Here is a 26,783-nt window from a genome sequence, read left to right on the forward strand (position 1 = left end):
CAGTTCAATAGGAAAAATGAACCCGGTAGAATTTGAAAATAAAAAGAGATGTTTAAGGAAAAAAGAATCAATAAATGTATATTAACATTCAACTAAAAGCGGTCAATGCTATATAGGCATGGACACTTTTTTAACCTTGAACTTTGAACCTTAACCCACTGTTTACTAATCAAGAAATCTTCCCCCTCTGGCGCGAGCGTCACGTTCTTGCCCAATTAACTTGGTGCAGAAAGCACCTAGGCTTGGGCTTTCAATCCCTTCCGTCTTCTCCCACTATCGTCGGAGAATCCACCTTCCCTTAGCCAAGGGAAGGAGCTTTTACTTAAGTTATAATAAATAAACTGATCGTCATTGTGAATGAAGCTTGACAATCCGTTTTTTGAACCTTAAACATTGAACTTTAAACTCTTCGCCTACTGTTCACTTTTTACCGTTCATCGTCTACTTCTCGATACAATTTTATTTCGTTTCACTTCATAAAATCACTCGAAGTGACGGACTTTTGACTTTAGACCTTCGACATCAACCCACTGTTCACTTTTTACTGACCACTGCAAACTGTTTACGAGATCTTATCCATTTTCTTTCTGATTTCTGCCAGGCAAAGATTGCCAAAACTACCTTCGTGAGTGTGTTTAATATCTCTTTTGGGCGTAAAGGTGCCTTCGTTGATTTCCTTGCCCATTTTTTTATAGGCATCACGGAAAGGCGTGCCGGTCAATACCAATTCGTTCAGGGTGTCCACACTAAACAGATAGTCGTATTTGGGGTCGTCCAAAATATTTTCATTTACCCGTATCTCTTTTAAACTAAATGTCAAGATTTCCAAACAAGCCTTTAGGTCCTGTATGGCAGGTACGATCACCTCTTTCACCAATTGCAGGTCTCTGTGGTAGCCACTGGGCAGGTTGTTGGTAATCAAGATCAATTGGTTGGGTACGGTTTGAAGTCGGTTACACTTACCGCGTACCAACTCAAAAACATCCGGATTTTTCTTATGGGGCATAATGCTGGACCCTGTGGTAAGCTCATCCGGAAAGGAGATAAAATTAAAATTCTGGCTCATATACAGACAGATGTCCATCGCCATTTTAGACAGGGTGGCGGCAATGCTGCTCATACCAAAGGCTGCTGCCTTTTCTACCTTGCCACGCCCCATTTGTGCGGCTACCACATTGTATTTCATAGTTTCAAATCCCATTTCTTCGGTAGTAAAACTACGGTCTATAGGAAAAGAACTGCCATAACCCGCAGCACTTCCCAAGGGATTTTGATCGGCTACCTTATAGGCGGCATCCACAAAATAAAGATCGTCTACCAAACTTTCGGCATAGGCGGAAAACCACAGTCCAAAGGAGGAAGGCATGGCTATCTGCAAGTGGGTATAGCCCGGCAACATCACTTTTTTATGCTTATCGGCCAAATTTAATAAGAGGTGGAACAAATCCTTGGTCTGATCCTTGATCTCTGTTAATTCGTTCTTTAGGTACAAATGCATGGCCACCAAAACTTGATCGTTCCTAGAGCGTGCAGTGTGAATCTTTTTACCGGCATCACCCAACCTTAGGGTGAGCAAGAATTCAATTTTAGAATGCATGTCCTCAAAACTGTCCTCTATGGTAAACGTGCCATTTTCTATGGTCTTGGCAATATTGTCCAGCTCATTTACTAGGGATTCGGTTTCCTTAGAGGTCAATAAACCAATTTTGCCCAACATTTTGGCATGTGCCTTGGAGGCAATTACGTCGTATTTTGCCAAAAGCAAATCCAGTTCCCTATCATTGCCCACCGTGAAATGGTCTATTTTTTTGTCGGTGCTAAATCCTTTGTCCCAAAGTTTCATTTGATATTTTTTATTGTTTTTTTTATAGGTCAAATGTAATTCGCCATTAAAACTCTCTAGTAAATTAGTAAGTCCGTTTTGGCTCGGTTCATTTGTTATTTTTTATTGTTTTTTAATGGTCAATTACAATGAACAAACGTACATTGTTAATTACTTATTGATTATTGTTTATTGTTTCAGGAATCCTTGTAAAATTTGAATATACAAATCTATTCCCTCTTCAATTTCTGCTACATAAATAAATTCGTCCGCAGAGTGACTACGAGTGCTATCGCCGGGTCCTAATTTGAGGGACTGACAGCTCAAGGCCGCCTGATCTGATAAGGTGGGCGAGCCGTAGCTACTTCTGCCCAATGCCAAGCCGGATTGCACCAAGGCGTGATCTTTATTGATCGATGAGGAATTTAAGCGTAACGAACGGGGCTTTACCTCGCAAGGCGCTTCAGCAATGAGCATGTCCGCAATTTCCTTGTTGGAGTAGCTGTCGTTTACACGCACGTCTATCACCAGATCCACATGGGCGGGTACTACATTGTGTTGACTTCCGCCACTTATTTGGGTTACCGTAAGTTTTACTTCCCCCAGCACTTCCGATACCTTGGGAAACTTATAATCCTTAAACCACTGCAGTACCTCTATGGTATTGTAAATGGCATTATTATCGTTCGGGTGGGCGGCATGCGAAGGTGTCCCGCTAACCTTACCTTCAAAAACCACCAAGCCTTTTTCGGCAATGGCCAAATTCATCAAGGTGGGTTCCCCTACTATAGCCACATCTATTTTTGGAAGGATCAGCAACATACTGTTCAATCCATTGGGGCCTGAACTTTCCTCTTCTGCAGAGGCCACGATCACCATATTATGGCTCAGGTTTTCCTGGGCGTAAAAATGGGTAAAGGTAGCTATCAAAGATACTAGGCATCCGCCGGCATCGTTACTCCCCAAACCAAATAATTTCCCATCCTCAATATGCGGATGAAAAGGATCTTTGGTATAGGCCGAATTAGGTTTTACCGTATCGTGGTGCGAATTGAGCAGCAATAACGGCTTGCTCTGATCATAGTATTTGTTAAAAGCATATACGTTGTTCTTCTCCCGTTTAAAAGGGATATCGAAGTGTTTAAACCATGCTTCAATTGCATCTGCCGTCTTATCTTCTTCGGAGGAAAACGACTGAATTGAAATCAATTCCTGTAACAGTTCAATTGCCTTTTCCGTAAGTTTTTGTTGATCCATGTTTATAAGGTAATCGTGGTAAATAAGGTAGCATTAGGGTTTAACATATCCAAATCCCCAATACAGACCTTGCCCACATTTTTATGAAGCGCATGAAAGCAATTCTCCAATTTTGGAAGCATGCCATCCGCTATAATTTTCTTTTCCAATAATTCCTGGTAGTTCTTAGGCTCAAGGTTTTTTACAACCGAGGTCTCGTCAGAAATATCCAACAACACCCCTTTCTTTTCAAAGCAGTAGTAGAGGGTGGTGTCATAGTTTCCGCTCATCCCAATGGCCACTTCCGAGGCTATGGTATCTGCATTGGTATTCAACAATTGCCCTTCTTTGTTATGGGTGATGGCACAAAACACCGGAACAAATTCGGCCTGCAACAATTTGTCTATGGCCGCTGCATTTACTTCCTCCACATCTCCCGCAAATCCGTAGTCTATTTCCCGGACCGGTCTTTTCACTGCACGAATGGTATTGCCATCGGCACCACTAAGGCCAATGGCATTAGTGCCCCTGGCCTGTAATTGGGCTACTATATTTTTATTGGCCAAGCCACCGTAGACCATGGTGATCACTTTTAGTCCCTCTTCATCGGTAATACGTCTTCCTCCTACCAATTTGGATTCGATTCCTAATTTTTCAGCAATTTGGGTCGCCAGTTTGCCACCGCCATGCACCAAAATTTTAGGGCCTTCCATGGCGGAAAAGGAATCCAGGAATTTGTTGAGCTCCCCTTCATTCTCAATTACGTTTCCACCAATTTTTATTATAGATAGTTTTTGTTTCATGTTTTTTTTTACTTCACGCATGGGGTGTATTTGATCCTTTTGCTCAAATTAACCAGCCTACGAATTCAATCCCTTCCGTCTTCTCCTCCTATGGTCGGAGAATCCACCTTCCCTTAACCAAGGGAAGGAGCCACCTATTTTCGTCATTGCGAGCGTAGCGTGGCAATCTGTTTACTCGCTTAAGAGATTGCTTCGTCTCTATCGTTCCTCGCAATGACGCCTTTATTTAGGCTAATGACTTTTAACCTTGCCGTGCAAAATCTACTGACTTTACGCTCCATAAAACCATTCAAGCAAAAAAACTAACCTTTGGTTTCTATCCCTTCCGTCTTTTCCTCCTATGGTCGGAGAATCCACCTTGTCCTCCCGCGGAAAACGCGGGACAGGCTTAACCAAGTGAAGGAGCCCCTTATTTTCGTCATTGCGAGCGTAGCGTGGCAATCTGCTTACTCGCTTAAGAGATTGCTTCGTCTCTATCGTTCCTCGCAATGACGGACATTTGGAATTCACTGTTCACTGATTACTGTTCACTTCCAACTGCCCACTGCCAACTGTTCACTGATCACTGCCAATTGCAAACTTACAAAAGCCTACCCCTACAAGCTCTCCAACAACTTCTTCAAGACGATCTGTGCAGAATAAGTCCTGTTATTGGCCTGTTGTATGGTCAAGGAATTATTGCCATCCAAAACCTCATCGGCTACCACCACATTTCGTCTTACGGGCAAACAGTGCATAAATTTGGCATTGCCCAATTTTTTATTGGTCATGGTCCAATTCTTGTCCTGACTCACCACCTTACCATAATCCTGGTAGCTGCTCCAGTTTTTTACATATACAAAATCGGCCTCTTCCAAAGCCTTGTCCTGATCGTATTCTATTTTGGCGCCCTTGGTTACCTCCGGATTTAAATCGTATCCTTTAGGGTGGGTAATTACAAAATCGGCCTCCTGCAAATGCATCATTTCCACAAAGGAATTGGCCACTGCATGCGGCAATGCCTTTGGATGTGGTGCCCAGGACAAGACCACTTTGGGTCTTTTCTTGGTGTTGTTTTCCGCCAGCGTAATGGCATCTGCCAAAGCCTGTAAAGGATGGCCCACAGAGCTTTCCATATTCACCACCGGAATACCGGCGTATTTTTTAAAACCGTTCATGACCACCTCAGCCTCGTCCTGTTCCTTATCGGTCAAAGAGGCAAAGGCCCTAATGGCTACTATATCACAATACTGGGCTACTACCTGCGCGGCTTCCTTGATGTGTTCGGAAGTACCTTGGTCCATGATGGTACCGTCGCCATATTCCAGCGCCCATCCTTCGCTTCCAAAGTTCATCACAATAACTTCCATTCCTAAGTTAATGGCCGCTTTTTGTGTACTTAAACGGGTTCTAAGGCTGTTGTTGAAGAATAATAAACATATGGTCTTGGTCTGTCCCAAGGCTTTGAATTGAAGCGGATTCGCCTTTAATGATCTAGCTTCTTCTACCCATTGCGGTAGGGAATCGATATCTTTTAAGGATAAGTAATGTTGCATTTCTTTATTTTATAGTTGTAAAAGCGGTTTTGTTTTCTAGGGCATCAATGATAAAATTGTCCTTTAGGCCATTTACGATCCAGGTTTCTATATTTGCTTTTCTGGCGATGTTGGCGGCCTCGATTTTGGATTCCATTCCACCTGTGCCATGGGAAGATTTTGAGCTACTTACCTCATTTTGCAAATCGGCCAGATCGCTGGCCAAACGAATGGTTTTTGGATCCTTGTTGGCAAATGATTCTTTGGTGTAAATGCCATCGGTATTTGTCGCTATGATCAACAGATCAACCTTCATTAAGGCGGCCGTTAATGCCGCTAATTTATCGTTGTCCCCAAACTGGATCTCATCGGTGGCTACGGTATCGTTCTCGTTGATGATCGGGATAAAGTTATTGGCCACCAGGACATTGATGGTATTGCAGATATTTTCCTTGGAAACTTCCCTTTCAAAATCGGAATAGGATAGCAGACATTGGGAGGTAAACAATCCCAATTCCCTAAAATTCTCTTGGAAAATACGCATTAAATGAGGTTGACCTATAGAGGCCAAGGCCTGCTTAACGGTAATCTCCTGTCCGTTGTGTTCTAATTTTACGAACTGTTTGGCGGCGGCAATGGCTCCGGAACTTACGATTATAAATTCGTATTCACCCTTGAGTTTAGCTATTTGCCTACCAATATCCTCAATTTTCCCCCTAGAAATATGGTCTGTTTCCTTGGTGAGGGTGTTGGATCCTATTTTTAATAATATTCTTTTCTTCTGCATGTGCTTTTTTTTAGACCTATTGTTAGGTCCGGCTACTACCTTATTTGACCATCACCCTTTACATACCATTTGTTGGTCACCAAATGTTGTAGCCCTATAGGGCCCCTTTGGTGTAATTTATCAGTACTAATCGCCAATTCCCCGCCCAGGCCAAATTGTCCCCCATCCGTAAAACGGGTGGATACGTTATGGTACACTGCCGCTGAATCAACGGAATTCATAAAAAGGTCGGCTCCTAGTTCTTCTTCGGTTACAATTACCGCGGAATGACCACCACCATAGGTGTTGATCTTTTCAACCGCTTCCTCGGTGCTTCCCACTTCCCCAATAAGAATCTTATAATCCAAGAATTCTTCATACCAGGTGCTATCCTCCGTAATCACTGAGGTATCTGCTGTGCCCAAGAGACTATTATCTACCAAAATCTCGACTTTTTTCGCTTTTAATTCGAAAATCAAGTCTTTTATAAAAGCTTCTTTGTTAGGCAATTCCCTATCTATCAACACCTTATCTAAGGCATTACAGGCCGAAATCTTTGTGGTCTTACCATTCAGAATAATAGACATTGCCTTTTTAAGGTCGGCCTTAGGGTGTACATATAGGAAGTTATTTCCCCTTCCACTGACAATCACCGGACAGGTGGCGTGCTTTTTGGTAAAAGCGATCAACTTTTCCCCTCCCCTAGGTACAATAAGATCTAGTTTTTGGGTAGGCTTTTCCAAAAAGGCCTGGGTCTGCTCCCTATTGAATTCCAAATAAGTGACCCACTCTTTGGAAATACCGTGTTGCTCTAGGGATTTATGCCAAAAATTCACCAGGACCAAATTGCTTTGGAGTGATTCCTTTCCGCCCTTCAACAAAATTTTATTACCGGACTTAAAGGCTATGGCTGCGGCTTCTATGGTAACATCGGGTCTGGATTCATAAATGATCAGGACCGTGCCAAAAGGAGCCGTTTTATTACTGACGTGCATCCCATTTTCATGGGTAAAATTAAAGCGCTCCAAGCCCAATGGGTCTTCCTGCCCTGCCAATTGTTGTAAGGATAAGATCATGCCTTCAATCTTGGCATCGTCTACCTTGAGTCGGTCGTACATGGCCAAATCATCGCCATTATAAGCCTCCAAGTCTTTTTTATTGACCTTAAGGATGGTATTTCGTTCCCCATCGATCAGCTGTGCCATGGTATTGAGCACCGCATTTCTTTGGGATATGTCTAAATATAAACTCATGCCAATTCCTTTATTAGGGCATCAAAAAATTGATCCAAATTTTCTTTGGTAATATTCAATGCCGGTAATACCCTCAAAACGTGTTTGTCGCTGGCGCCACCGGTGAACATATATTGGTTGTGGATGAGCTTTTTTCTAAGCTCCGCCACTTCAAAATCAAATTCCAATCCTAGCATAAGCCCCATTCCCTTTACTCTCTTTACCTGTGGGACGGCAGCTGCTTTTTCCTTGAAATATTCAAAAAGCTCGGCGGCATTTTCAATTAAATTTTCCTTTTCGATCACTTCCAATACCGCCAATCCTGCGGCACAGGCCAAATGATTTCCTCCAAAAGTGGTTCCCAGCATTCCGTAAGAAGCTTTAATGCTCTCGTGGATCAGCACCCCCCCAATAGGAAATCCGTTGCCCATCCCCTTGGCTACGGTAATAATGTCCGGTTTGATGCCGTAATGTTGAAAGGCAAAGAACTTACCACTTCTACCGTAACCACATTGCACCTCATCTGCAATAAGCAAAGCACCATTTTCCTTACAAAGGGCAGCTATACTTTGATAAAATTCTTGCGAAGGCTGATCTAGACCGCCAACCCCTTGAATGGTTTCTATGATTACACTACAAACATCTCCTTTGGAGATTTCGCTTTTAAAAGCTGCCAAATCCTCGAAAGGAAGTATGGTTACCTTTTGTTGCTTGTTTATAGGCGCATTAATCTTTTCATTGTCGGTTGCGGCCACAGCGGCAGAAGTCCTCCCATGGAAGCCGTGTTTAAAAGCAATTACACGTGATTTTCCTGTTTGGAACGATGCCAATTTCAAAGCATTTTCATTGGCCTCTGCCCCTGAATTGCATAGGAACAGATTGTAATCTTCACATCCCGAAAGTGCTCCCAATTTATGCGCCAAGGCTTCTTGAATTGGGTTCTGTACGGCATTGCTATAAAAACCGATCTTGTCCAACTGGTCTTTTAATCTTTGCACATAATGTGGATGGGAATGCCCTATTGAAATTACGGCATGTCCGCCATAGAAATCCATATAATCCTGGCCTTTTTCATCGGTGACCACAATTCCTTTTGCCAAAACGGGAGTCACGTCGTATAATGGGTATACATCAAATAATTCCATCTTCTATCTTATATTTTGTACCTCTTTTGCACTAAAACCATGTAGGTTTATTGGCGAGGTTATCCTTTTTTAATCTCGTTTATTTTATCGAATGAGGCCACTATACCTCTGATCAAGGAGGAACTTAGCCCTTGATGTTCCATTTCGTTCAATCCTGAAATGGTACATCCCCTAGGGGTAGTTACCTTATCTATTTCATTTTCTGGGTGACTGTCAGAATCTATTAGTAGACTGGCAGCCCCATGGCAGGTATACATGGCCAATTCCTGTGCATCCTTGGCATCGAACCCCAATTGAATGGCGCCTTGTGTGGTGGCACGTATCAATCGCATCCAAAACGCAATTCCACTGGCACAAATAACGGTAGCGGCCTGCATCTGGTCTTCCGGAATTTGCATGGAATGCCCCATACGGTTAAAAATGGCCTTGGCCAAGTCTACCCTTTTGGCTCCCTTCTCATTGCTACAGATACAAGTCATGGATTTCCCGACAGAAATAGCGGTATTGGGCATGGCACGAATAATAAAGTGATCAGGACCTATAACCTCTTCCATTTTAGCAATACTAAACCCAGTAATGGTAGAAATAATAACGTGCTTATCTGTAAGTATGTCTTTCACCTCCCCCAATATTTTTACAAATTGGCCGGGCTGAACGGCAAATATTAGAATGTCCGATTTGGCCACCGCTTCCCTATTATCAGTAGTAGTGGTCACAATTCCATATTTTTCAATTTCCTTAAGCCCACTAAGATTTCTCTTGGTAAGGACCATGGAGGTGGCCCCGTTGGTGCTCAAAATGCCTTTTGCTATGGACAACCCTAAATTACCTGTTCCAATAATGGCTATTTTCATTCCTTAATTATTATTAGTTTCCATCCCAAAACCATGGGAATAGGTTGATTGGTTCATTTATTTTCTGGTCGTATTTCCTAGTATTATTGACCCTCAAGGCCCAACAATGCTAAAATACCCCCGCCTTTAGTTGCAGCGCTTCCGTTTCCTTAAAACCGAATGCCAAGTTCATATTTTGTACTGCCTGCCCTGAAGCCCCTTTCAACAAATTATCTATGGCCGTGGTAATCAGTAAGGTGTTATTGTGCTTGTGCAAATGAATATGACATTGGTTGGTATTCACTACCTGCTTTAGGTTAATGTCCTCTTCCGTCACTTGGGTAAAGGCCGCATCCTTGTAAAAATCGTTGTACAGTTCATAGGCCTCTTCCAAACTCCCATCAAAATCGGTATAGGCCGTGGCCAATATCCCTCGGGTGAAATTCCCCCTATTGGGAAGGAAAAAAAGATCTCCTGTATTTTCTTGAAGACTGTGCAAACTTTCATTTATCTCCCCAAGGTGCTGGTGCGTAAAAGGCTTATACCAGGATACGTTATTGTTCCTCCAACTAAAATGCGAGGTCGACGAAAGGCTTACTCCAGCTCCGGTACTACCTGTGACTGCATTGATATGTACCGGTTTATCCAATTTATGGGCCTTTGCCAATGGCAATAATCCCAACTGAATAGCGGTGGCAAAACAACCAGGATTGGCAATATATTTCGCCTTTTTTATTTCTTCCTTTTTCAGTTCGGGCAAGCCATAGACAAAAGCTTTTCCGTCCAGAACTGCATCGGCCTCTAACCTAAAATCATTACTTAAATCTATGATCTTAGTGTTTTTGGCGAACTCATTTTCCTTCAAAAAACTGGTAGAGTTTCCGTGTCCAAGACAAAGAAATACTACATCCACATCCTTATTTACTTCGCCTGTAAAAGCTAGATCGGTAACACCCAATAGATCCGGATGGGCTGTGGTAATCTTTTTACCCGCCCTAGTGGTACTAAAAACAAAATCTATAGTTGCATGGGGGTGGTTTAGGAGAATTCTGATGAGTTCCCCACCAGTGTACCCCGAACCACCCACGATTCCTACCTTAATCATTCTTCTGATTTACGTGGTTATATATTTTTCCTGAATTGGAAAGTATCTTAATAAATCCTTTGGCGTCATCTGCAGTCCATCCTTTGTTCATCTCGCCATAGCTGCCAAAAGAGGCGTTCATTAAATCGTGAGAAGAGGATATCCCGTCCAATTCAAAACGATAAGGGTGAAGGCTTACAAAGACATCGCCACTTACATTCTTTTGGGTATCTGTTAAAAAGGCCTCGATGTTACGCATTACCTCATCCAAATAATTTCCTTCGTGCAACAACATGCCATAGAAATTACCTTGTTGCTCCTTCTGGTACTGTTGCCATTTGGTAAGGGTGTGTTTTTCTAATAAATGATGGGCCTTGATAATGATCAAGGAAGCAGGAGCTTCAAATCCTACCCTCCCTTTTATCCCAATAATGGTATCTCCAACGTGGATATCCCTACCAATGGCGTATTTGGAAGCAATGGCCTCCAACTTTACGATATTGTTCACTGGTGTATCATTGTCACCGTCCAATCCAATTAATTCACCCTTGTGAAAAGTAAGTTTCAACTGTGTAGGTTCTGTTTCTTGAAGTTGGCTTGGATAAGCAGAATCTGGCAAAGATTTGTGCGAAGTAAGTGTTTCCTCTCCTCCAACCGAGGTACCCCATAGCCCTCTGTTAATGGAATATTTTGCCTTCTCCCAAGGATAATCTACCCCATTCTGCTTTAAATATTCAATTTCTGCTTCCCTGGCCAATTTGTTATCCCGTATTGGCGTAATGATTTCAATCTCTGGAGCGATGATCTGAAAGATCATATCAAACCTAACCTGATCGTTCCCTGCTCCGGTACTGCCATGGGCAATATATTTTGCGCCTACCCTTTTAGCGTAGTTTACAATTTCAATAGCCTGAACAATTCGTTCTGCACTTACCGATAAAGGATAGGTATTGTTCTTTAAAACATTCCCGAAAATTAAATACTTTACTACCTTTTCATAAAATGTTTGTACGGCATCTAAGGAAGTGTAGGAGGTAGCCCCAAGCTCTAAGGCCTTTTTATGAATGCTATCTATTTCTTCCTTTGAAAACCCACCGGTGTTTACACTTACGGCATGTACTTCAAAACCTTGGTCTTTTGATAAATACTTGGCACAATAGGACGTGTCCAATCCACCACTATATGCTAAAACTAATTTCTTCATGCTAAACTTATCTTATTATTATTTTCACAGTAGTATTGAACCACTACTTCGTTTTCTTGTTTAGGAATAAACTTTCCTTTATACTTTTTAATCTCTGAAACGCCTTGGAATTCAATTTTTCCTTTGGCTCTATTTTAATTTCCTTTGTTTTGGTTTCCGCGTCGTACAACATCCCGGTACAAAGACACATTTTTTGTTCTGTCCTGGTAAGGATATCGAAATTTTTACACGTCTGACAGCCTTTCCAAAATTCCGGGTCTGTAGTCAGCTCCGAAAATGTAACCGGTTTATAGCCCAGTTCATAGTTCATTTTCATTACTGCCAATCCTGTGGTAATCCCAAATATTTTGGCATTGGGAAACTTACTTCTGGAAAGATCAAAAATTTCCTTTTTTATTTGCTTGGCCAAGCCCTGATTTCTGTAATCAGGATGTACGATAAGGCCTGAGTTGGCTACAAATTTTTCATGCCCCCACACCTCAATATAACAGAAACCTGCAAATTTATCTCCATCCAAGGCGATAATGGCATTGCCATTATGCAGTCTCTTCTGAATGTATTCAGGGGTACGCTTGGCAATCCCAGTGCCGCGTACTTTGGCCGACTCCGCAATAGTGTCACAGATGATCTCGGCATATTTAAAATGGGAATCATTAGCAATTACAATCTTCATTGAATGTTGCTTTTAGAATTAAAATTATGATTTGTTTTTTTTGAGAGGGAAATGGACTCACCTATTTCCATAAAAGAAGTGCACCCTTACGGGCGACGACGTGTAGGCGTAAATGAATAAGCAAGGCTAGATGCCTTGTTAAAATCAAATATGTACGCTGTGTTACTCATTATACTATCAAAAGTACAAATAAAAATGAATTGGCGTAATTAATACATTAATTTTTATGAAATAGTAGTTTTTTGTTATATAATCTCAATATTTCATAGATCATAAAACCATACACTGCAATATATTCAATGGACAACAACCAATAATTCTCTTTAAACCCTGGAATGGAATAAGCCCAGTAACTCAAAATGATACTAAAGGACCAAACAATGGGAAATCTAAACTCGGTAAAAAGGCTTAACACCAATAGAAAAATAATATACCAGGGGTGTACAGTGGCGGACAAAAAATAATACAGCGTTAATACCCATAGCATGGAGGTCAAGAGGGTTGTTATTTTTTTATTGTCACGTAAAAAGGTGAACAGGCCAACCAAAGCAATGACGATGATGGGCGTAATTTTTCCATAATCCTTAATCAACTCCCAAGGCTTGGCATTAAAATTAACGGCCACTTTCTTTATTACATTATACAAACTGGCATTGAATTCAAAATTAGAGAACCAGAGCCCCACCGTCTGTATATAGTTATCTGTAAATTCCGGGGAATAAAATGGAATTACCAATAGTACCGATGTAATACCAACAACCCCATAAAAGAGAAGACTTTTCTTTATTCCAAAATACTTTAGGAATAAAGGGAGGAATAATATTGGCACCAATTTTATGGAAATCGAAAACGCATATACAACAGCTGCCAACACCCATTTTTTATGGAACAACAAATAAATAGACCATATAAAAAAGAACAACATCACCCCCTCAAAATGCAGGTTCCCTGTTAATTCCAAAATCACCAATGGATTTAGGAAATACCAAAAGATTAGATGGGTAGATTTATTGAGTTTTTGCAACAGCTTACGACCGAAATACAGAATCCCCAGATCGGATAGAATAATAATGGTCCGCATCACCAATACGCTCCCTACAAGACTTTTTCCGGCCAACCACGTGGAAATGGCAAAAATAAACTGGTTCAACGGAGGGTAATTGCTATAATTTGAAGCACTTAGGTTCCCCATTCCGCTCACCAATTCCCCAGCGTTGTACATTAGCTGGCCGCTCTCAATAATTAAATCTTTAGGAAGGTGCAGGTAGGGACTTATGCCATTGTTAATCAATTGACCATCCCATATAAATCTATAAAAATCTTGGGAGAGGTTGGGTTCTGCAAAAAGTAACATCAATCGGAAAAGTGTTCCGGAAATGGCTAGGAACTTTAAATTCCATTTTTCAAATTGAATTAGCTTATAGCATAAAAAAAACAAAGCCGTATAAAGGCTTAACAGTTTTATAAAATCCGTACGATCCAAATTGTACCCAAAGGTGAAATAGAATAGGATACTTAAAAGCACCATCAACATTGGAATTTTGTGAAGTTTCCAATAAGAAATGGTCCTTTGGATTATATTGCGCTGATGGTTTTTGGTCACTTTATGAATTGATCAATCCCCCAAATTTAAATGAAATAATCAAATAACAACACCTCTAATTTTTCATTTTGGCAATTATACTAGTCTTTTTAATGTTTACCAAGTAAGCAGCACCTAACAACCCCCAAAACCGTAAGCGGGGCGCGTTCCACTTCTATTAAACCCCTGGTTTAAGGCAATAAAATTGTTTAATTCCTTTAAAAGCAAAAAGCCCTATTCCAATATTGGAACAGGGCTTTTGAAAACTGTGCTTTAATTATATTTAGGCTCTTGCCATAAGGGATTTAAAGAAGACGTAACCAAATCCCAAAAACAACATAAAGTGAAATGGGAAAAGTCCAAAATCGTTTAAAGGAATCGCACTGTACATTCCAAATAGGAAGTATAGCATTAAGGCCGCTTCCAAGATCATGTTAGGAGATAATTTGGTAGCCAAGTATTTATTTCCTTTCCAGCTGTCCTTTATACTGTTCAAATTAAATTTTGGGGTCCTAACGAACTCACTTCTTTTACCCATATGGCCCTCTAATACAGCAATGGAATTATGCAAAGAAAATCCAAGTGCAACCGAGAAAAAAGTAAAGAATATTTGTATATAGTCCACAAAATTATCAAAGCTACTTCCCTGTATACTCTTGTACGTAAACCAATAGCAAACGAAAAGAATAATGGTACTTAGAATAAAGAATTTAGTAGCTTCAAAAATCCAACCTAAATGGTCAAAGGTGTTTTTTATGTACATCATTGGTATACTCAACAGGGCTACCAAAAACACACATAGGAACATGGAGCTATTTAACAAGTGCATAACGCCGTGAAACTTGGTCTTGAACGAAATGTTCTTGGCGGTAACAACGCTCCAAACTGTTTTTCTAAAGTTTTCGGCCCCACCTTTGTTCCAACGAAACTGTTGTGAACGCGCAGCACTAATTACTACGGGAAGTTCTGCAGGAGTTTCCACATCCTCCAAATACTTAAATTTCCAGTTTTTTAATTGCGCACGGTAACTAAGATCCAAGTCCTCGGTCAAGGTATCGCCTTCCCAGTTTCCTGCATCTAGGATACATTCCTTTCTCCAAATACCAGCGGTACCATTGAAGTTTATAAAATGTCCCTTGGCATTACGTCCTACTTGTTCTAATGTAAAGTGAGCGTCCAAAGCAAAGGCCTGTATACGTGTTAAGGTAGAATATTCTCTATTGATATGTCCCCAACGAGTTTGAACCACACCAATTTCCTCATCCTTAAAGTAGATGACGGTTTTCTTTAACCAATCGGCAGCAGGCAAGAAATCTGCATCAAAAATGGCAATAAATTCTCCCTTGGCCAAAACCAAACCTTCCTTTAAAGCTCCGGCCTTATACCCCTGTCTATTGGTTCTTCTTATATGTTTAATATCAAGACCGGTCTCTTGAAGCGCCTGAATACGCTTAGCAGTATCCAACACCGAATCATCGGTAGAATCATCCAAAACCTGAATTTCCAACTTACTTTTTGGATATTCTATTTTCGAAATATTTTCCAACAAACGTTCCATAACATATTCCTCATTATAAATGGGAAGTTGTATGGTAACAATTGGTATTTCCTTTGGATCTAACAAATTGAATTTTGGGGCCACCTGAATCCTTCTTTTATACCCCAAATAGTTGACCAGTAGATTAAGCTGGGCCAGGCTATAAAAGAATATCAATAATAATGAAATACTGTAAATAGCAATGATAAAGTAAGTAATTGTTAGTCCCATTTTATTTTAAACTGTATTTGAAAATCCAACCTAGGATTTTTACGCCTGCAAATATAGTACCTTTTACAGTACCTGATACTTTTGATATGCCAATTCTTTTTTTATAACGTACTGGTACTTCGGTATATGTAAATCCTTTTTTAAGAACCTTCAACTGCATCTCTACTGTCCAACCGTAGGTCTTATCTTCCATTTCCAAAGCCAAAAGCCTGTCGTACTTTATGGCTCTAAACGGACCCAAATCAGTAAAGGAAGCGCCAAAAAACCATTTCATTAAAGTGGTGGCCAGTGCATTTCCAAAAACCTGTTGTGGTGTCATAGACCCTTCTTCCCTCAACGCCTTTGTTCTGGCTCCAATAACGAAATCTATATTGCTTTCCACTATAGGTTTCACCACTTTGGAAAGTTCTTCGGGATAATCCGAATAGTCTCCGTCCATAAATACGATGATATCGGGTGTTTTGGATTGTTTGGAGATATAATTAATTCCTAATAGACAGGCATAACCATAACCCATTCTATTTTCGGTGAGAACCGTTGCTCCTGCACCCCTGGCATTGAGGGCGGTATCGTCTGTAGAATTGTTATTTACAACAATAATTTCCGAAACTATTTTAGGGATTTCTTTTATTACACTTGCAATGGAATCAGCTTCATTATAGGCAGGGATTATTACTTTTATATCGGTCATTATAGTTTGTGAAGAATAATTCTTATTTGTCCATTGATATTTATTTGGGCTATCACAAATAGGATTAACCCAATTGAAAGGACAAAGATATCAATACTTTTTTCAATTTATAAGCCTCGACTTATTGACAGGGGCAATAACTTTACCCCTAATACAATCTTACTTTTTATTAACCAAGTCCATTAAATCTACATCATTCCCCAAAAGGATTTCTGTAGGGTTTATTCTTCCTTTAAGTGGCCCATTTTCCAATTTCAGGACCCCTCTTGGGCAAACTGCGGAACAAACACCGCAACCTACACAACTAGATCTAATTATATTCTCTCCTTTTTGGGCGTAAGCCCTAACGTCTATCCCCTGTTCACAATAGGTAGAACAATTACCACAGGAAATGCACTGACCTCCATTAGTGGTAATCCTAAAGCGCGACTTAAACCGTTGAACAAAGCCCAAATAGGCGGCTAAGGGACAGCCAAATCTACACCATACCCTATTTCCGAAAATTGGATAAAACCCGGTACCGATTACTCCCGCAAAAAAAGCTCCAATCAAAAGACCATAGGTACTTTGTACACTCTGGGTTTTTAGACCCAATACGGTACTGGATTCCGAGAAAAAACTGTAGAGCGTCATTAAGGTCATTCCCACAGCAAAGACTAATACACCGTGTACCAACCATCTTTCTACTTTCCAAGAAAATAATGATTTACTGGAATGTTGTCTATAGGGGTCACCCAAGGTTTCCGCCAATCCACCGCATCCACAAACCCAGGAACAATACCATCGTTTCCCAAAAAAATAAACCATTACGGGTACGACCACCAAAGTAAGTACAATACCCCAAACCAGAATAAAGAGTCCTATCCCGCCACTATTCAACAAGGTTTTTAGATTCCATTGGAAAAAGAAATCGTAATCCAACGGAAAGGCATTCTTGAAATCGTAATAGGGCATCTGGAGACGCACCATTATTTCCGGAATAAGAAAGGCAAAGACAATTTGAAAAAACAAAACCGAAGTTGTGCGAACCGTTTGGTACATATTATGCCTGTATTTAATATACATACGTACAGCCATAACCGTCATTACTGTACAGTACATAAACCCATATACAAACCAATGTCCGGCTGGATTTCCGCTTAAAAATTCGCTGATCGGGTCTACTAGATACGTCCAATTTACGGCATATTCGGAGCGGAAGTACATCACTAGGTAGAAGGAAACCAGAAAAACAAAGACCATCCAAGCAATCCATCCTTTATTGGTGGCATTTTCATGGTAAATTCCATCATTTTTAATTCCCTTTTGGCCTAATAACACTACGTTAGGAATAATAAAAAGTAAGGCTCCCAATATTCCAAGACCAAAGGTCAAAAACCACATTAGCCCTTTATTATCCACTATAAAACCATTTCCAGAGACCTTGCCAAATGCCCCGGCCATATCGTGCGGACCTGTATAGATGACCTTTTTATACTCCTTATCCTTTCTATGTTGGGTATTGGCCGTTTCAAGAGCATTGGCAATTACTGGATATAAGGAAAGCATGCCGTTAAATTGCTTGCCCACCACATTTTTCTCCATCTCTTGAATGAATATTTCGCTCGAAATACCTTTTTCCTGTAGTACCTTATCTAAGCTAGCGGTGCTTACCTTAAACTCCCCAACTAATGGAAGAACTGTAAATACGGCTAGACCGATTAGAAAAATGAAAAGTCCAATTTTTTTTATTATTTGCATCTTAAAACTTTATACGTTGCTAAAAATTCGTTTCCAACTTTTCTTTTTGGGAGTAATATTCGTGCCAAATTGAGAATTATAATGGGCCACAATGGCTTTCTCATATTGGGCATAAAATTCTGGATCAAAATTGGCATCCTTCAAGTGTTCCATAACGTAGTCCATCGTTCTTTCCTCTGTTAACCATCGGTCCAAAATTTCATGGCGCACCCGAATGCCAAAGGTATTTAGACCCAAGAACTGATTGGTATCCCTATGAAAGGCTATGGTTACACATGTTTTTTCCTTGGAATGCCGCCAATGAAAATGCTGTTCATGTTCCTTTTTGGATTTATCGCTGAATACCCAACCATAGGTTTGGTATTCTATATCTAAAAATTTAGCAGAATTAAACCAGTGTCCCGGGCTATAGGCCCTTTTATTTCCACATATGGTCTGTGCCAATGCTTCGCCCATCATTCTACCCGTATACCAAACAGCCTCTATCGGCCTACGGCTGCCAATGGCCTCATGTTGTTCCGCGCAATCCCCAATGGCATATACATCGGTTATGTTGGTTTCCAGAAAATTATTGACTTTCACCCCTTTGCCCAACTCGATCCCGGAGCCTTCAAGAAAATCGATGTTTGGGGTAACGCCAGCTGTTAGCCCTACCACAGTACATGGAATTGTTTCGCCCTTGTCCGTAATCACGGCCTTTGCCCAACCCTTGTCATCCGATACAATTTCCTTGAGATTGGTCTCCAGTTTTAGGTCGATATGATGTTCTAAAATGTGTTCATTGATCATTTGCGATTCGCCATCAGGCAAGACTCCATCCCAAAAACTCTTTTCACGCACTAAAAAAGTCACTGGGATATCCCGACTTCTCAGCATTTCCGCCAATTCGATACCAATTAGCCCACCGCCAACTATTACCGCTCTTTCACAAGCTTCCTTGTTGGGTGCATTTGCTTCCAACAATTCCAAATCCTGTTTGGAATACAACCCCTGTACCCCTTTTAAATCCTGCCCGGGCCACCCAAATTTATTTGATTTGGAACCAGTGGCAATGATCAGTTTATCGTATCCAATTTCCTCGGAACTTTTTAGCAGCAACTTTTTATTGGCCGTATCCACCTTTGTAACATAACCGTGGACCAAATCCAATCTATTTTTTTTCCAGAACCAATTCTCGTACGGCTGGGTATGCTCAAACTTCATATGCCCCATATAGACATACATTAGGGCTGTTCTGGAGAAAAAATAATTACTCTCTGCGGAAATAATGGTGATTTTTTTGTCGGATAGTTTTCTAATATGGCGGGCTGCCGTAATACCAGAAATTCCATTACCAATAATAACGATGTGTTCCATAGATCTTTGGTTGTTACGTACTATGTCGTACCTAAAGATAATAACTTAATGGTACACATCTAATTTAGATTTATTAAACACAAAGGATAAGTCCTTTAAAGGTTTGGGAAATGCAATCCGAAAATGGTATAATTGAAATTAATTCCAGAAGTAATGGGCAAGGAGAAGCGTTAGCCGTAACCGAACATTGGCATATTTCCGGCCGTTTGATCCAATATTTTTATTCCAATAATGTCAAATGGACCCTATTAGGCATGTGAGTTACAAGGGGCAAAGAGAACTATTTAATGTAAGCCTAAAGCAACTATCTATAAAAAATATTACTTGTTTGCTTTTTCCAGTGTAAAGGAAAATTCCGAACCAATATCTAGAACGCTCTCCACATAAATTTTCTCATTATGGGCCTCTATAATATGTTTTACAATTGCCAATCCCAAGCCAGAACCACCTTCGGCCCTACTCCCACTTTTATCGACCCTGTAAAATCGTTCAAAAATTCGGGCAAGGTTTTGTTTGGAAATTCCCTCACCATTGTCGGTCACCCGGACAATGGCCTTATTTTTTATTAAATTCTCTACACTTACTTCGGTTGTACCGTTCTGCTGCCCGTATTTAATGGAATTAACCAGTAAATTGGTGATTACTTGTTGTATTTTTTCTTTATCCGCCTTTACATAGATTGGGGTTTTGTAATCCATATCAAAAGACAAGGTGATATTCTTTTTAGCCGCCTTCATTTCCAAAAGCTCAAAAACATTTTGGAAAAGTTCCAAAATATCAAAATCTTCTATCTCCAAATTCAGGTCTCCCACCTCCAATTTGGTAATTAGATCTAAGTCCTTAACAATATAAATAAGTCGCTCCACACCCTTACTGGCCCGTTGAAGATACTTTTTTCTTAGACTTTTATCCTCCATGGCACCATCCAACAATGTTAAAACATAGCCTTGGACCGTAAACAGTGGTGTTTTTAATTCATGGGAAACGTTACCCAAAAAATCTTTTCTATATTCTTCACGGATTTTTAAGGTGTCTATTTCGATCTTTTTATCCTTGGCAAACTTTTCTATTTCATCCGTCAAGGTCCGCATATCCGTAGTAATGGTCTTGGAAGCTAATGAGGTAGATTCCAGAAGGGCCACATCATTGTAAATGCGCTCAATTTTACGATAGATAAACTTTTCTACCCTCAATTGGACCACGAGGAAGGATATAATGGCGGAAGTTATTGCAATGACAACCAAGAGCAGCCAATCCATGGTACCACAGTACCACAAAAATATGCCCAAAACCGTAGTTAATAGAAATGAAATTAGAATTGCGGAACGAAGGGCGAACCGATACGACTTTTTTATCCTCGTGGTCATTATAACACAAACTTATACCCGACCCCTTTCACGGTTTTAAAGTTATCGTCCCCAATTTTTTCACGAAGTTTCCTAATATGGACATCTATGGTTCTGCCTCCTACAACGACCTCGTTGCCCCAAACCTTATCCAAGATTACTTCTCTTTTAAAAACTTTATTTGGTTTGGAAGTCAATAGCGCCAATAATTCAAACTCTTTTCTAGGAAGAATAATTTCCTCTCCCCGATTAATAATTTTGTACTCCTCCCTATTTATTACAATTTCACCAACCTGAACGATATCCTCAACATCCTGCTCCTCTTTCTTGAGCCTTCTAAGCAAGGCTTTTACTTTGCTAACCAATACTTTTGGCTTAATAGGCTTTGTTATATAATCATCCGCTCCTGCATCAAATCCTGCCATTTGCGAATAGTCCTCTCCCCTTGCAGTAAGGAAAGTAATTAAAGTGTCTTCCAGACCTTCTGTTCTACGGATAATCCCACAGGCTTCAATACCATCCATTTCGGGCATCATCACATCCAGAATAATCAAGTGTGGCTTTTTCTTTTTTGCCTTGGCAACTCCATCCGCACCATTCTTCGCAGTAAAAACCTCATATCCCTCAGCGGATAAATTGTAAGCTACAATTTCTAGAATATCCGGTTCATCATCAACCAAAAGTATCTTTATATCCTTTTTTTTCATGCCTTAATTTTTATGGTCCTTAAGCGGTCATCTTTAAACAGTGTCTTATTTGGAGTGTTACTATACTTTAAAATAAGCAATTCCAATACAATTTTTGATCAAATACAACATGCAATTTAAACCTTAATATTTATTGGTTTTCCGCGTCAAAAGTAAAGATAATACTATTACACGAAACCTCTTAACACCTATTTAATATAGTAACATTTAGATAACATTAAGCCAACAAACTATTAATCTCAGGGTAACAGGACTTTTACAGTTGGGTAATTAATTTGCCATGTTTAAATAAAACAAGTGAACTCAAAAATGAAACCAAAAAATTCTGTTGAAATGAAAAAACTTTTTTTATCCGCATTGGCCATAGGCGCCCTAGCATTTACATCTTGTAGTAACGATGACGAACCACCAATAGCAGCTATTGTTGCTACCTGTAATGACGGAATTCAAAATCAAGGAGAAACCGAGGTTGATTGTGGAGGACCTAACTGTCAGCCTTGTTCCGTAGCTGTTGTTACCTGTAACGACGGAATTCAAAATGGAGATGAGACAGGAATAGACCTAGGAGGTTCTTGTGCTGAAATCATAACAGTATCTGGGGAAATAAGCGCTAACACTACATGGTCTGCTGACAATATATATGTATTGGCCGGTAAAGTGGTTATTGGTGTTGGAAAAACATTGACCATTGAGCCAGGCACCATTATAAAAGGCAAGCCAGGTTCTGGTTCATTGGCTTCTGCACTAATTGTACAAAGAGGTTCTACCATTATGGCCAACGGCACTGCCGAGAAGCCAATTATATTCACTGCCGAGGCCGATAACATAGGCGTTGGACAATCAGCTGGAACCAATTTAGATCATAATCAGAGAGGACTTTGGGGTGGATTAATAGTTTTGGGAAGGGCTACAGGTTCTTTTAAAGGCGATGTTACCCAAGTGCAGATCGAAGGTATTCCTGCCGATGACATTTTTGGACTTTATGGCCCTGGTGATGCTTTGAACGATGATGACAATTCCGGGGAATTAGAGTTTATCTCCATTCGTCACGGTGGGGCTTTGATCGGTGAAGGAAATGAGATCAACGGACTTACCTTAGGTTCGGTAGGTCGTGGCACCAAGATTGAAAATATTGAAATTGTTGCCAATGTTGATGATGGTATAGAATTTTTTGGTGGCACTGTTAGTCCAAAGAATCTATTGGTATGGGCACAAGGTGATGATGCCTTGGATATTGACCAAGCATACTCTGGCACTATAGACAATGCGGTAGTAATTTCTGGTGAGGCCTCTGACCATGCTTTTGAAATTGATGGTCCAGAAGGTTCTACAGAAGGCTCTTTTACACTTCAAAACGTTACTATTTTCGGAAGCGCAACAGCAACTGATGGTGAATATGCAGATTACAGAAGTAACGCAATGGGGACAACCAAGAACATCTACGCCCTCGGATTCCAAGATGGAAAAGATGTGGAATTGGATGCCAACGATGTAGCCCAAAACTTCTTGGATGGCAAATTAACCTTTGAAGCTTGGCAAGTAGTTGGTTTTAACAACAGTATTTTTTCTGAAAAAGTTAAAAAGGATGATGCTGGAAATGAAGTAGAATCTAAAATAATATTAAGCCCAACATTTACCGAAAGAGCTGCTGATTGGACTACCCAAGTTACCGCTGGTGCTCAGACAGTAGGTGCAGACCTTACCGTATTTTCCTGGACATATGCAAGTGCCAAAGCAGGTTTAGGTTTCTAATAGAAACATTAACACCCCTTTAAAATAATAACCGTGCTCGCCCAAACTCAGTGGCGGGCATTTGGTTTATTACGATTTAATCATTAATTACATATGAAAAACTCACTTAGACTTTCAACTTTCACTTTTTTTATTTTTCAATTCATCTTTTCACAAACTGGCGAATTAACGGGATCATTGATCGATGCCGATTTTCAAGATCCTGTCCCTTTTGCCAACATTCTGGTAAAAGGCACCACTATAGGTACCACCTCCGATTTTGATGGTAATTATAAGCTTAGCCTTGACGAAGGCAGCCACACCCTTTCCTTTTCCTTCCTAGGTTATAAAACCGTGGAAATTACCAATGTTGTCATTAAGGCGAACGAGGTAACCAATGTAAATGTTACCATGGAGACCTTGGCGGAAGGCTTGGACGAAGTAGTGGTTTCCGTAAGTGTAAAGAAAAATACTGAAACCGCTGTTCTGGGTATCCAGAAAAAAGCTGTTAACCTATTGGATGGCCTATCTGCCGAAGCCTTCAAAAAAACGGGCTCCAGTGATGTGGCCAGTGCTATAAAATCTGTACCAGGCGTTTCGGTGCAAGGGGGAAAATATGTTTATGTTAGGGGTCTGGGCGATCGCTATACCAAATCTATTTTAAACGGGGTGGACATACCTGGTCTGGACCCAGATAGAAACACTATACAGTTGGACATTTTTCCTACCAATATTATCGACAATATCCTAGTCCTTAAATCTGCTTCTGCCGATCTGCCTGCAGATTTTACGGGGGGTATCGTGAACATCGTTACCAAGGATTACCCCACTAAAAAAGAACACAGTATTTCTCTTAGTGGTAGTTATAATCCAGATATGCACTTTAATGAAAACTACTTGGATTATAAAGGCAGTTCTACAGATTTCCTAGGGTTTGACAACGGCAACCGAAGCGTTCCCATTAATCGGAATCAGGAAATTCCAAACACCTTTGAATACAATCCATTATTGACAGCGATAACCAAAAAGTTTAATCCGGTGCTATCGGCCATGAAAACCAATAGTGTTATGGACTACAGCTTTGGATTCACCACTGGCAATCAATACAATGTGGGCGAAGGTGAAAACAGATTGGGGTTTTTAGCTTCTGTTTCTTATAAAAACACCACTGCTTTTTACGAAGGGGCAGAGAACAACTTCTTCCGAAGAAATTCGGACACTTCTGTTTTTGAATTGGAAACGGATAGGACCCAAACTGGAGATTTAGGCAGAAATAACGTTTTGGTAAGTGGATTATTGGGGACTTCCTTTAAAACTCAAAAATCCAAATACAAACTAAATATCCTTCATCTTCAGAACGGGGAATCTACGGCAGGTTATTTTAGCCAGACCCTTAACTTTTCCGATTTTGTAAATTTCTCTAAAGACAACTTGGAATACACACAACGCTCCATATCCAATGTATTGTTATCCGGAACACATTCCAGCGAAGATGCGTCATGGACTACGGAATGGGCCCTTTCTCCTACCATGTCCAAAATTCAGGACAAGGACATTAGAACAACTTCCTTTAGGGTAGAGGACGGAGTTTACTCCATTCCACAGAATAACCAGCCAAAAAGGATTTGGAGAGATTTGGAGGAGATCAATGCCGTTGCCAAACTAGATCTTACCAAAAGATATGAATTTTTGGAAAAAGATGCCAAATTAAAATTTGGAGCCTATAGCTCGTACAAGACTAGGGACTTTAGCATTTTAAATTTTGAAATAGAGAACAATGCCCAAACTACAAAGTTCAATGGTGTCGCAGACAACATCCTCTTGGATGAAAACTTGTGGACGGTAAACAACAATTCAGGCTCTTACATTGACCCGGACATTACTATAGCGGAACCCGCCAATACGTTTAAAGCGGTACAACAAAATATTGCAGGCTACGTATCCAATGAATTTAAATTGGGTCAAAAATTGCGTACCATTCTTGGCTTAAGGGTAGAAAAGTTTGAATCCCGATATACTGGAGAAGATAACAAGGATATTAATGATTCACAAAAAGTCATTTATGATAACGAAACCATTATAGATAAGTTCGACCTTTTTCCAACCGCCAATTTAATTTATGAATTAACCGAAGAGGTGAACCTAAGGGGATCATTTTCCAGGACTACGGCAAGGCCTTCTTTTAAAGAAGCTTCCATTGCCAAGATTTTTGACCCCTTATCCAACAATACCTTCATCGGTAATATTAATTTGGACCCCACCTACATTAATAATTTCGATTTTAGGGTGGAATGGTTCGGTGACAGTGCAGAGATGATAGCATTGAGTAGCTTTTATAAAAAGTTTACCGACCCCATAGAACTTACTTACTTTGAGTCCTCCTCGGATAACTTTACCCCTCAAAACCTAGGTGATGCCGATGTGATTGGATTGGAGTTTGAATTAAGGAAGAATTTAGGTTTCATCGCAGAGCCGCTTTCCAATTTTAGCTTTACTGTAAATACCTCGATTATAAAATCGACCCAAATTTATAGCGAAAGTGAGCGCAATCTTAGATTGCTTGGACTTAGGGACGGAGAAACCTTGGGCAAGGACAGAGAGCTACAGGGACAGTCACCTTTCCTTATCAATTCGGGATTAAATTACGAGGGAGTAGAAAACGGCATCCAAATGGGTATGAACTACAATGTGCAGGGTAAAACATTGCAGGTGGTAGGTAACGGTTTTGTACCGGACGTTTACACCATGCCCTTTCACAATTTAAACTTCAACCTCTCCAAAAGTTTTGGCGAAAATCAAAATCAGAGCGTAAGTTTTAAAATAAGCAATCTTTTAGATGATGATGTTGAAAGTGAATATGAATCTTACAAAGCCCAAAATCAAACCTTCTCCAAAAGAAGTCCGGGCAAGTCATTCTCCTTGGGCTATAATTTAAAATTCTAAAAAGCTAATTTCAATTTAAATAAAAAAGTGGCCCAATCCTGTGTTTATCAGCATAGAATTGGGCTTCTTTTTGCATTTCATCGAATATTCCCGTAGAATTTTAAGTTCCGCTAACGTGCTGCGATTAGAATTATTACATTTACGGTATATTATTTGTTGTTATAGTGTCTATGAAGCAACTTTACTTAGTTATAGCCTTACTTTTTATCTCGTTTTCCTATGGACAGGATTCCAAAGGAAATAATGGGAGTGGGGAAATTGCTGGTTTTAAAATATATCCCAATCCGGTTACCAATGGCAGGGTATATATTAGCACTACCTTAAACGCCCCAAAACAAATTCTAATATTTGATATTTTTGGATCTCAAGTTTTGGAAACAACAATTATAGGTTCGGAATTAAATGTCAGTGATTTGGATGCCGGGGTCTATATGTTAAGGGTAAATGAAAAAAACAAAATAGCTACACGCAAGCTAATTGTTAAATAGCACTTCCCAACTTTTTCTACCTTCCCAAGCCTTATAATTATCTCATTTTAAGCATTTAGGAACACAGTATGTAATATAAAATTGGTGTTCACATACAAAAACAGCGTATTTACAACATT

General features: G+C 40.2%; 21 protein-coding genes. 3 read left to right on the plus strand and 18 right to left on the minus strand.

What is annotated here, in order from left to right:
* Nucleotides 1-562: 562 nt before the first annotated feature.
* From argH to CWD90_RS11020, 18 genes are all read right to left on the minus strand, one after another.
* On the minus strand, nucleotides 563-1,843 hold the full coding sequence (argH, locus tag CWD90_RS10935; protein WP_103476106.1) for an argininosuccinate lyase: 1,281 nt from the start codon (nucleotides 1,841-1,843) through the stop codon (nucleotides 563-565).
* Between the two features lie 168 nt (nucleotides 1,844-2,011).
* Entirely contained in the window at nucleotides 2,012-3,079 is a 1,068-nt protein-coding gene (locus CWD90_RS10940) for a M20 family metallo-hydrolase (protein WP_103476107.1), read from the minus strand.
* 2 nt (nucleotides 3,080-3,081) lie between these two features.
* The gene (gene argB / locus CWD90_RS10945) at nucleotides 3,082-3,861 is read right to left on the minus strand and encodes an acetylglutamate kinase (protein WP_103476225.1); all 780 of its coding nucleotides are present in this window, start codon (nucleotides 3,859-3,861) and stop codon (nucleotides 3,082-3,084) included.
* A 596-nt stretch (nucleotides 3,862-4,457) separates the two neighbouring features.
* Nucleotides 4,458-5,396, minus strand: a complete 939-nt coding sequence (locus CWD90_RS10950) for a Rossmann-fold NAD(P)-binding domain-containing protein (protein ID WP_103476108.1) — start codon at nucleotides 5,394-5,396, stop codon at nucleotides 4,458-4,460.
* 4 nt (nucleotides 5,397-5,400) lie between these two features.
* Complete coding sequence (proB, locus tag CWD90_RS10955; RefSeq protein ID WP_103476109.1) at nucleotides 5,401-6,162, minus strand: glutamate 5-kinase; 762 nt, start codon at nucleotides 6,160-6,162, stop codon at nucleotides 5,401-5,403.
* 35 nt (nucleotides 6,163-6,197) lie between these two features.
* A complete protein-coding gene (locus CWD90_RS10960; protein ID WP_103476110.1) occupies nucleotides 6,198-7,394 on the minus strand; it encodes a glutamate-5-semialdehyde dehydrogenase in 1,197 nt (398 codons plus the stop codon).
* Nucleotides 7,391-8,518 (minus strand): aspartate aminotransferase family protein, encoded by a 1,128-nt coding sequence (locus CWD90_RS10965; protein WP_103476111.1) that lies wholly within the window; start codon nucleotides 8,516-8,518, stop codon nucleotides 7,391-7,393. Before CWD90_RS10965 ends, CWD90_RS10960 begins: the two co-directional genes overlap by 4 nt.
* Nucleotides 8,519-8,577: 59 nt before the next feature.
* Nucleotides 8,578-9,372, minus strand: a complete 795-nt coding sequence (gene proC, locus CWD90_RS10970) for a pyrroline-5-carboxylate reductase (RefSeq protein ID WP_103476112.1) — start codon at nucleotides 9,370-9,372, stop codon at nucleotides 8,578-8,580.
* Between the two features lie 109 nt (nucleotides 9,373-9,481).
* A complete protein-coding gene (gene argC / locus CWD90_RS10975) occupies nucleotides 9,482-10,456 on the minus strand; it encodes an N-acetyl-gamma-glutamyl-phosphate reductase (protein ID WP_103476113.1) in 975 nt (324 codons plus the stop codon).
* Nucleotides 10,449-11,639 (minus strand): argininosuccinate synthase, encoded by a 1,191-nt coding sequence (locus CWD90_RS10980; protein WP_103476114.1) that lies wholly within the window; start codon nucleotides 11,637-11,639, stop codon nucleotides 10,449-10,451. Before CWD90_RS10980 ends, argC begins: the two co-directional genes overlap by 8 nt.
* 43 nt (nucleotides 11,640-11,682) lie before the next feature.
* Nucleotides 11,683-12,312: a GNAT family N-acetyltransferase gene (locus CWD90_RS10985; protein ID WP_103476115.1), complete on the minus strand. Its 630-nt coding sequence runs from the start codon at nucleotides 12,310-12,312 to the stop codon at nucleotides 11,683-11,685.
* A 217-nt stretch (nucleotides 12,313-12,529) separates the two neighbouring features.
* Nucleotides 12,530-13,840: a polyprenol phosphomannose-dependent alpha 1,6 mannosyltransferase MptB gene (gene mptB / locus CWD90_RS10990; RefSeq protein ID WP_103476226.1), complete on the minus strand. Its 1,311-nt coding sequence runs from the start codon at nucleotides 13,838-13,840 to the stop codon at nucleotides 12,530-12,532.
* A 337-nt stretch (nucleotides 13,841-14,177) separates the two neighbouring features.
* Nucleotides 14,178-15,662, minus strand: a complete 1,485-nt coding sequence (locus tag CWD90_RS10995) for a cellulose synthase family protein (RefSeq protein WP_103476116.1) — start codon at nucleotides 15,660-15,662, stop codon at nucleotides 14,178-14,180.
* A gap of 1 nt (nucleotide 15,663) precedes the next feature.
* Nucleotides 15,664-16,353, minus strand: coding sequence for a glycosyltransferase family 2 protein (locus CWD90_RS11000; protein ID WP_103476117.1), 690 nt, complete (start codon nucleotides 16,351-16,353; stop codon nucleotides 15,664-15,666).
* 159 nt (nucleotides 16,354-16,512) lie between these two features.
* The gene (locus CWD90_RS11005) at nucleotides 16,513-18,093 is read right to left on the minus strand and encodes a 4Fe-4S binding protein (protein ID WP_103476118.1); all 1,581 of its coding nucleotides are present in this window, start codon (nucleotides 18,091-18,093) and stop codon (nucleotides 16,513-16,515) included.
* A 9-nt stretch (nucleotides 18,094-18,102) separates the two neighbouring features.
* Nucleotides 18,103-19,449, minus strand: a complete 1,347-nt coding sequence (locus CWD90_RS11010; protein ID WP_103476119.1) for an NAD(P)/FAD-dependent oxidoreductase — start codon at nucleotides 19,447-19,449, stop codon at nucleotides 18,103-18,105.
* A gap of 320 nt (nucleotides 19,450-19,769) precedes the next feature.
* Nucleotides 19,770-20,816 carry a sensor histidine kinase gene (locus CWD90_RS11015; RefSeq protein ID WP_103476120.1) on the minus strand — a complete coding sequence of 349 codons (1,047 nt, stop codon included), beginning with the start codon at nucleotides 20,814-20,816 and terminating at the stop codon, nucleotides 19,770-19,772.
* Entirely contained in the window at nucleotides 20,816-21,502 is a 687-nt protein-coding gene (locus CWD90_RS11020) for a response regulator transcription factor (protein ID WP_103476121.1), read from the minus strand. Before CWD90_RS11020 ends, CWD90_RS11015 begins: the two co-directional genes overlap by 1 nt.
* A 333-nt stretch (nucleotides 21,503-21,835) precedes the next feature.
* On the opposite strand from CWD90_RS11020, the gene CWD90_RS11025 reads away from it, so the two are divergent.
* From CWD90_RS11025 to CWD90_RS11035, 3 genes are all read left to right on the plus strand, one after another.
* Entirely contained in the window at nucleotides 21,836-23,254 is a 1,419-nt protein-coding gene (locus CWD90_RS11025; RefSeq protein ID WP_103476227.1) for a hypothetical protein, read from the plus strand.
* A 93-nt stretch (nucleotides 23,255-23,347) separates the two neighbouring features.
* Complete coding sequence (locus CWD90_RS11030; RefSeq protein ID WP_103476122.1) at nucleotides 23,348-26,176, plus strand: TonB-dependent receptor; 2,829 nt, start codon at nucleotides 23,348-23,350, stop codon at nucleotides 26,174-26,176.
* Between the two features lie 170 nt (nucleotides 26,177-26,346).
* Nucleotides 26,347-26,664, plus strand: a complete 318-nt coding sequence (locus CWD90_RS11035) for a T9SS type A sorting domain-containing protein (protein WP_103476123.1) — start codon at nucleotides 26,347-26,349, stop codon at nucleotides 26,662-26,664.
* Nucleotides 26,665-26,783 lie beyond the last annotated feature (119 nt).

Origin of the sequence: Arenibacter catalasegens, from assembly GCF_002909235.1 — a bacterium.
GTDB classification, from domain to species: Bacteria; Bacteroidota; Bacteroidia; order Flavobacteriales; family Flavobacteriaceae; genus Arenibacter; species Arenibacter catalasegens.

Excerpts from the sequence above, each read along its gene's own strand:
- argH (WP_103476106.1), bottom strand. The coding sequence starts at position 1,843 with ATGAAACTTTGGGACAAAGGATTTAGCACCGACAAAAAAATAGACCAT.
- CWD90_RS10940 (WP_103476107.1), bottom strand. The coding sequence starts at position 3,079 with ATGGATCAACAAAAACTTACGGAAAAGGCAATTGAACTGTTACAGGAA.
- argB (WP_103476225.1), bottom strand. The coding sequence starts at position 3,861 with ATGAAACAAAAACTATCTATAATAAAAATTGGTGGAAACGTAATTGAG.
- CWD90_RS10950 (WP_103476108.1), bottom strand. The coding sequence starts at position 5,396 with ATGCAACATTACTTATCCTTAAAAGATATCGATTCCCTACCGCAATGG.
- proB (WP_103476109.1), bottom strand. The coding sequence starts at position 6,162 with ATGCAGAAGAAAAGAATATTATTAAAAATAGGATCCAACACCCTCACC.
- CWD90_RS10960 (WP_103476110.1), bottom strand. The coding sequence starts at position 7,394 with ATGAGTTTATATTTAGACATATCCCAAAGAAATGCGGTGCTCAATACC.
- CWD90_RS10965 (WP_103476111.1), bottom strand. The coding sequence starts at position 8,518 with ATGGAATTATTTGATGTATACCCATTATACGACGTGACTCCCGTTTTG.
- proC (WP_103476112.1), bottom strand. The coding sequence starts at position 9,372 with ATGAAAATAGCCATTATTGGAACAGGTAATTTAGGGTTGTCCATAGCA.
- argC (WP_103476113.1), bottom strand. The coding sequence starts at position 10,456 with ATGATTAAGGTAGGAATCGTGGGTGGTTCGGGGTACACTGGTGGGGAA.
- CWD90_RS10980 (WP_103476114.1), bottom strand. The coding sequence starts at position 11,639 with ATGAAGAAATTAGTTTTAGCATATAGTGGTGGATTGGACACGTCCTAT.
- CWD90_RS10985 (WP_103476115.1), bottom strand. The coding sequence starts at position 12,312 with ATGAAGATTGTAATTGCTAATGATTCCCATTTTAAATATGCCGAGATC.
- mptB (WP_103476226.1), bottom strand. The coding sequence starts at position 13,840 with ATGGTGCTTTTAAGTATCCTATTCTATTTCACCTTTGGGTACAATTTG.
- CWD90_RS10995 (WP_103476116.1), bottom strand. The coding sequence starts at position 15,662 with ATGGGACTAACAATTACTTACTTTATCATTGCTATTTACAGTATTTCA.
- CWD90_RS11000 (WP_103476117.1), bottom strand. The coding sequence starts at position 16,353 with ATGACCGATATAAAAGTAATAATCCCTGCCTATAATGAAGCTGATTCC.
- CWD90_RS11005 (WP_103476118.1), bottom strand. The coding sequence starts at position 18,093 with ATGCAAATAATAAAAAAAATTGGACTTTTCATTTTTCTAATCGGTCTA.
- CWD90_RS11010 (WP_103476119.1), bottom strand. The coding sequence starts at position 19,449 with ATGGAACACATCGTTATTATTGGTAATGGAATTTCTGGTATTACGGCA.
- CWD90_RS11015 (WP_103476120.1), bottom strand. The coding sequence starts at position 20,816 with ATGACCACGAGGATAAAAAAGTCGTATCGGTTCGCCCTTCGTTCCGCA.
- CWD90_RS11020 (WP_103476121.1), bottom strand. The coding sequence starts at position 21,502 with ATGAAAAAAAAGGATATAAAGATACTTTTGGTTGATGATGAACCGGAT.
- CWD90_RS11025 (WP_103476227.1), top strand. The coding sequence starts at position 21,836 with ATGAAAAAACTTTTTTTATCCGCATTGGCCATAGGCGCCCTAGCATTT.
- CWD90_RS11030 (WP_103476122.1), top strand. The coding sequence starts at position 23,348 with ATGAAAAACTCACTTAGACTTTCAACTTTCACTTTTTTTATTTTTCAA.
- CWD90_RS11035 (WP_103476123.1), top strand. The coding sequence starts at position 26,347 with ATGAAGCAACTTTACTTAGTTATAGCCTTACTTTTTATCTCGTTTTCC.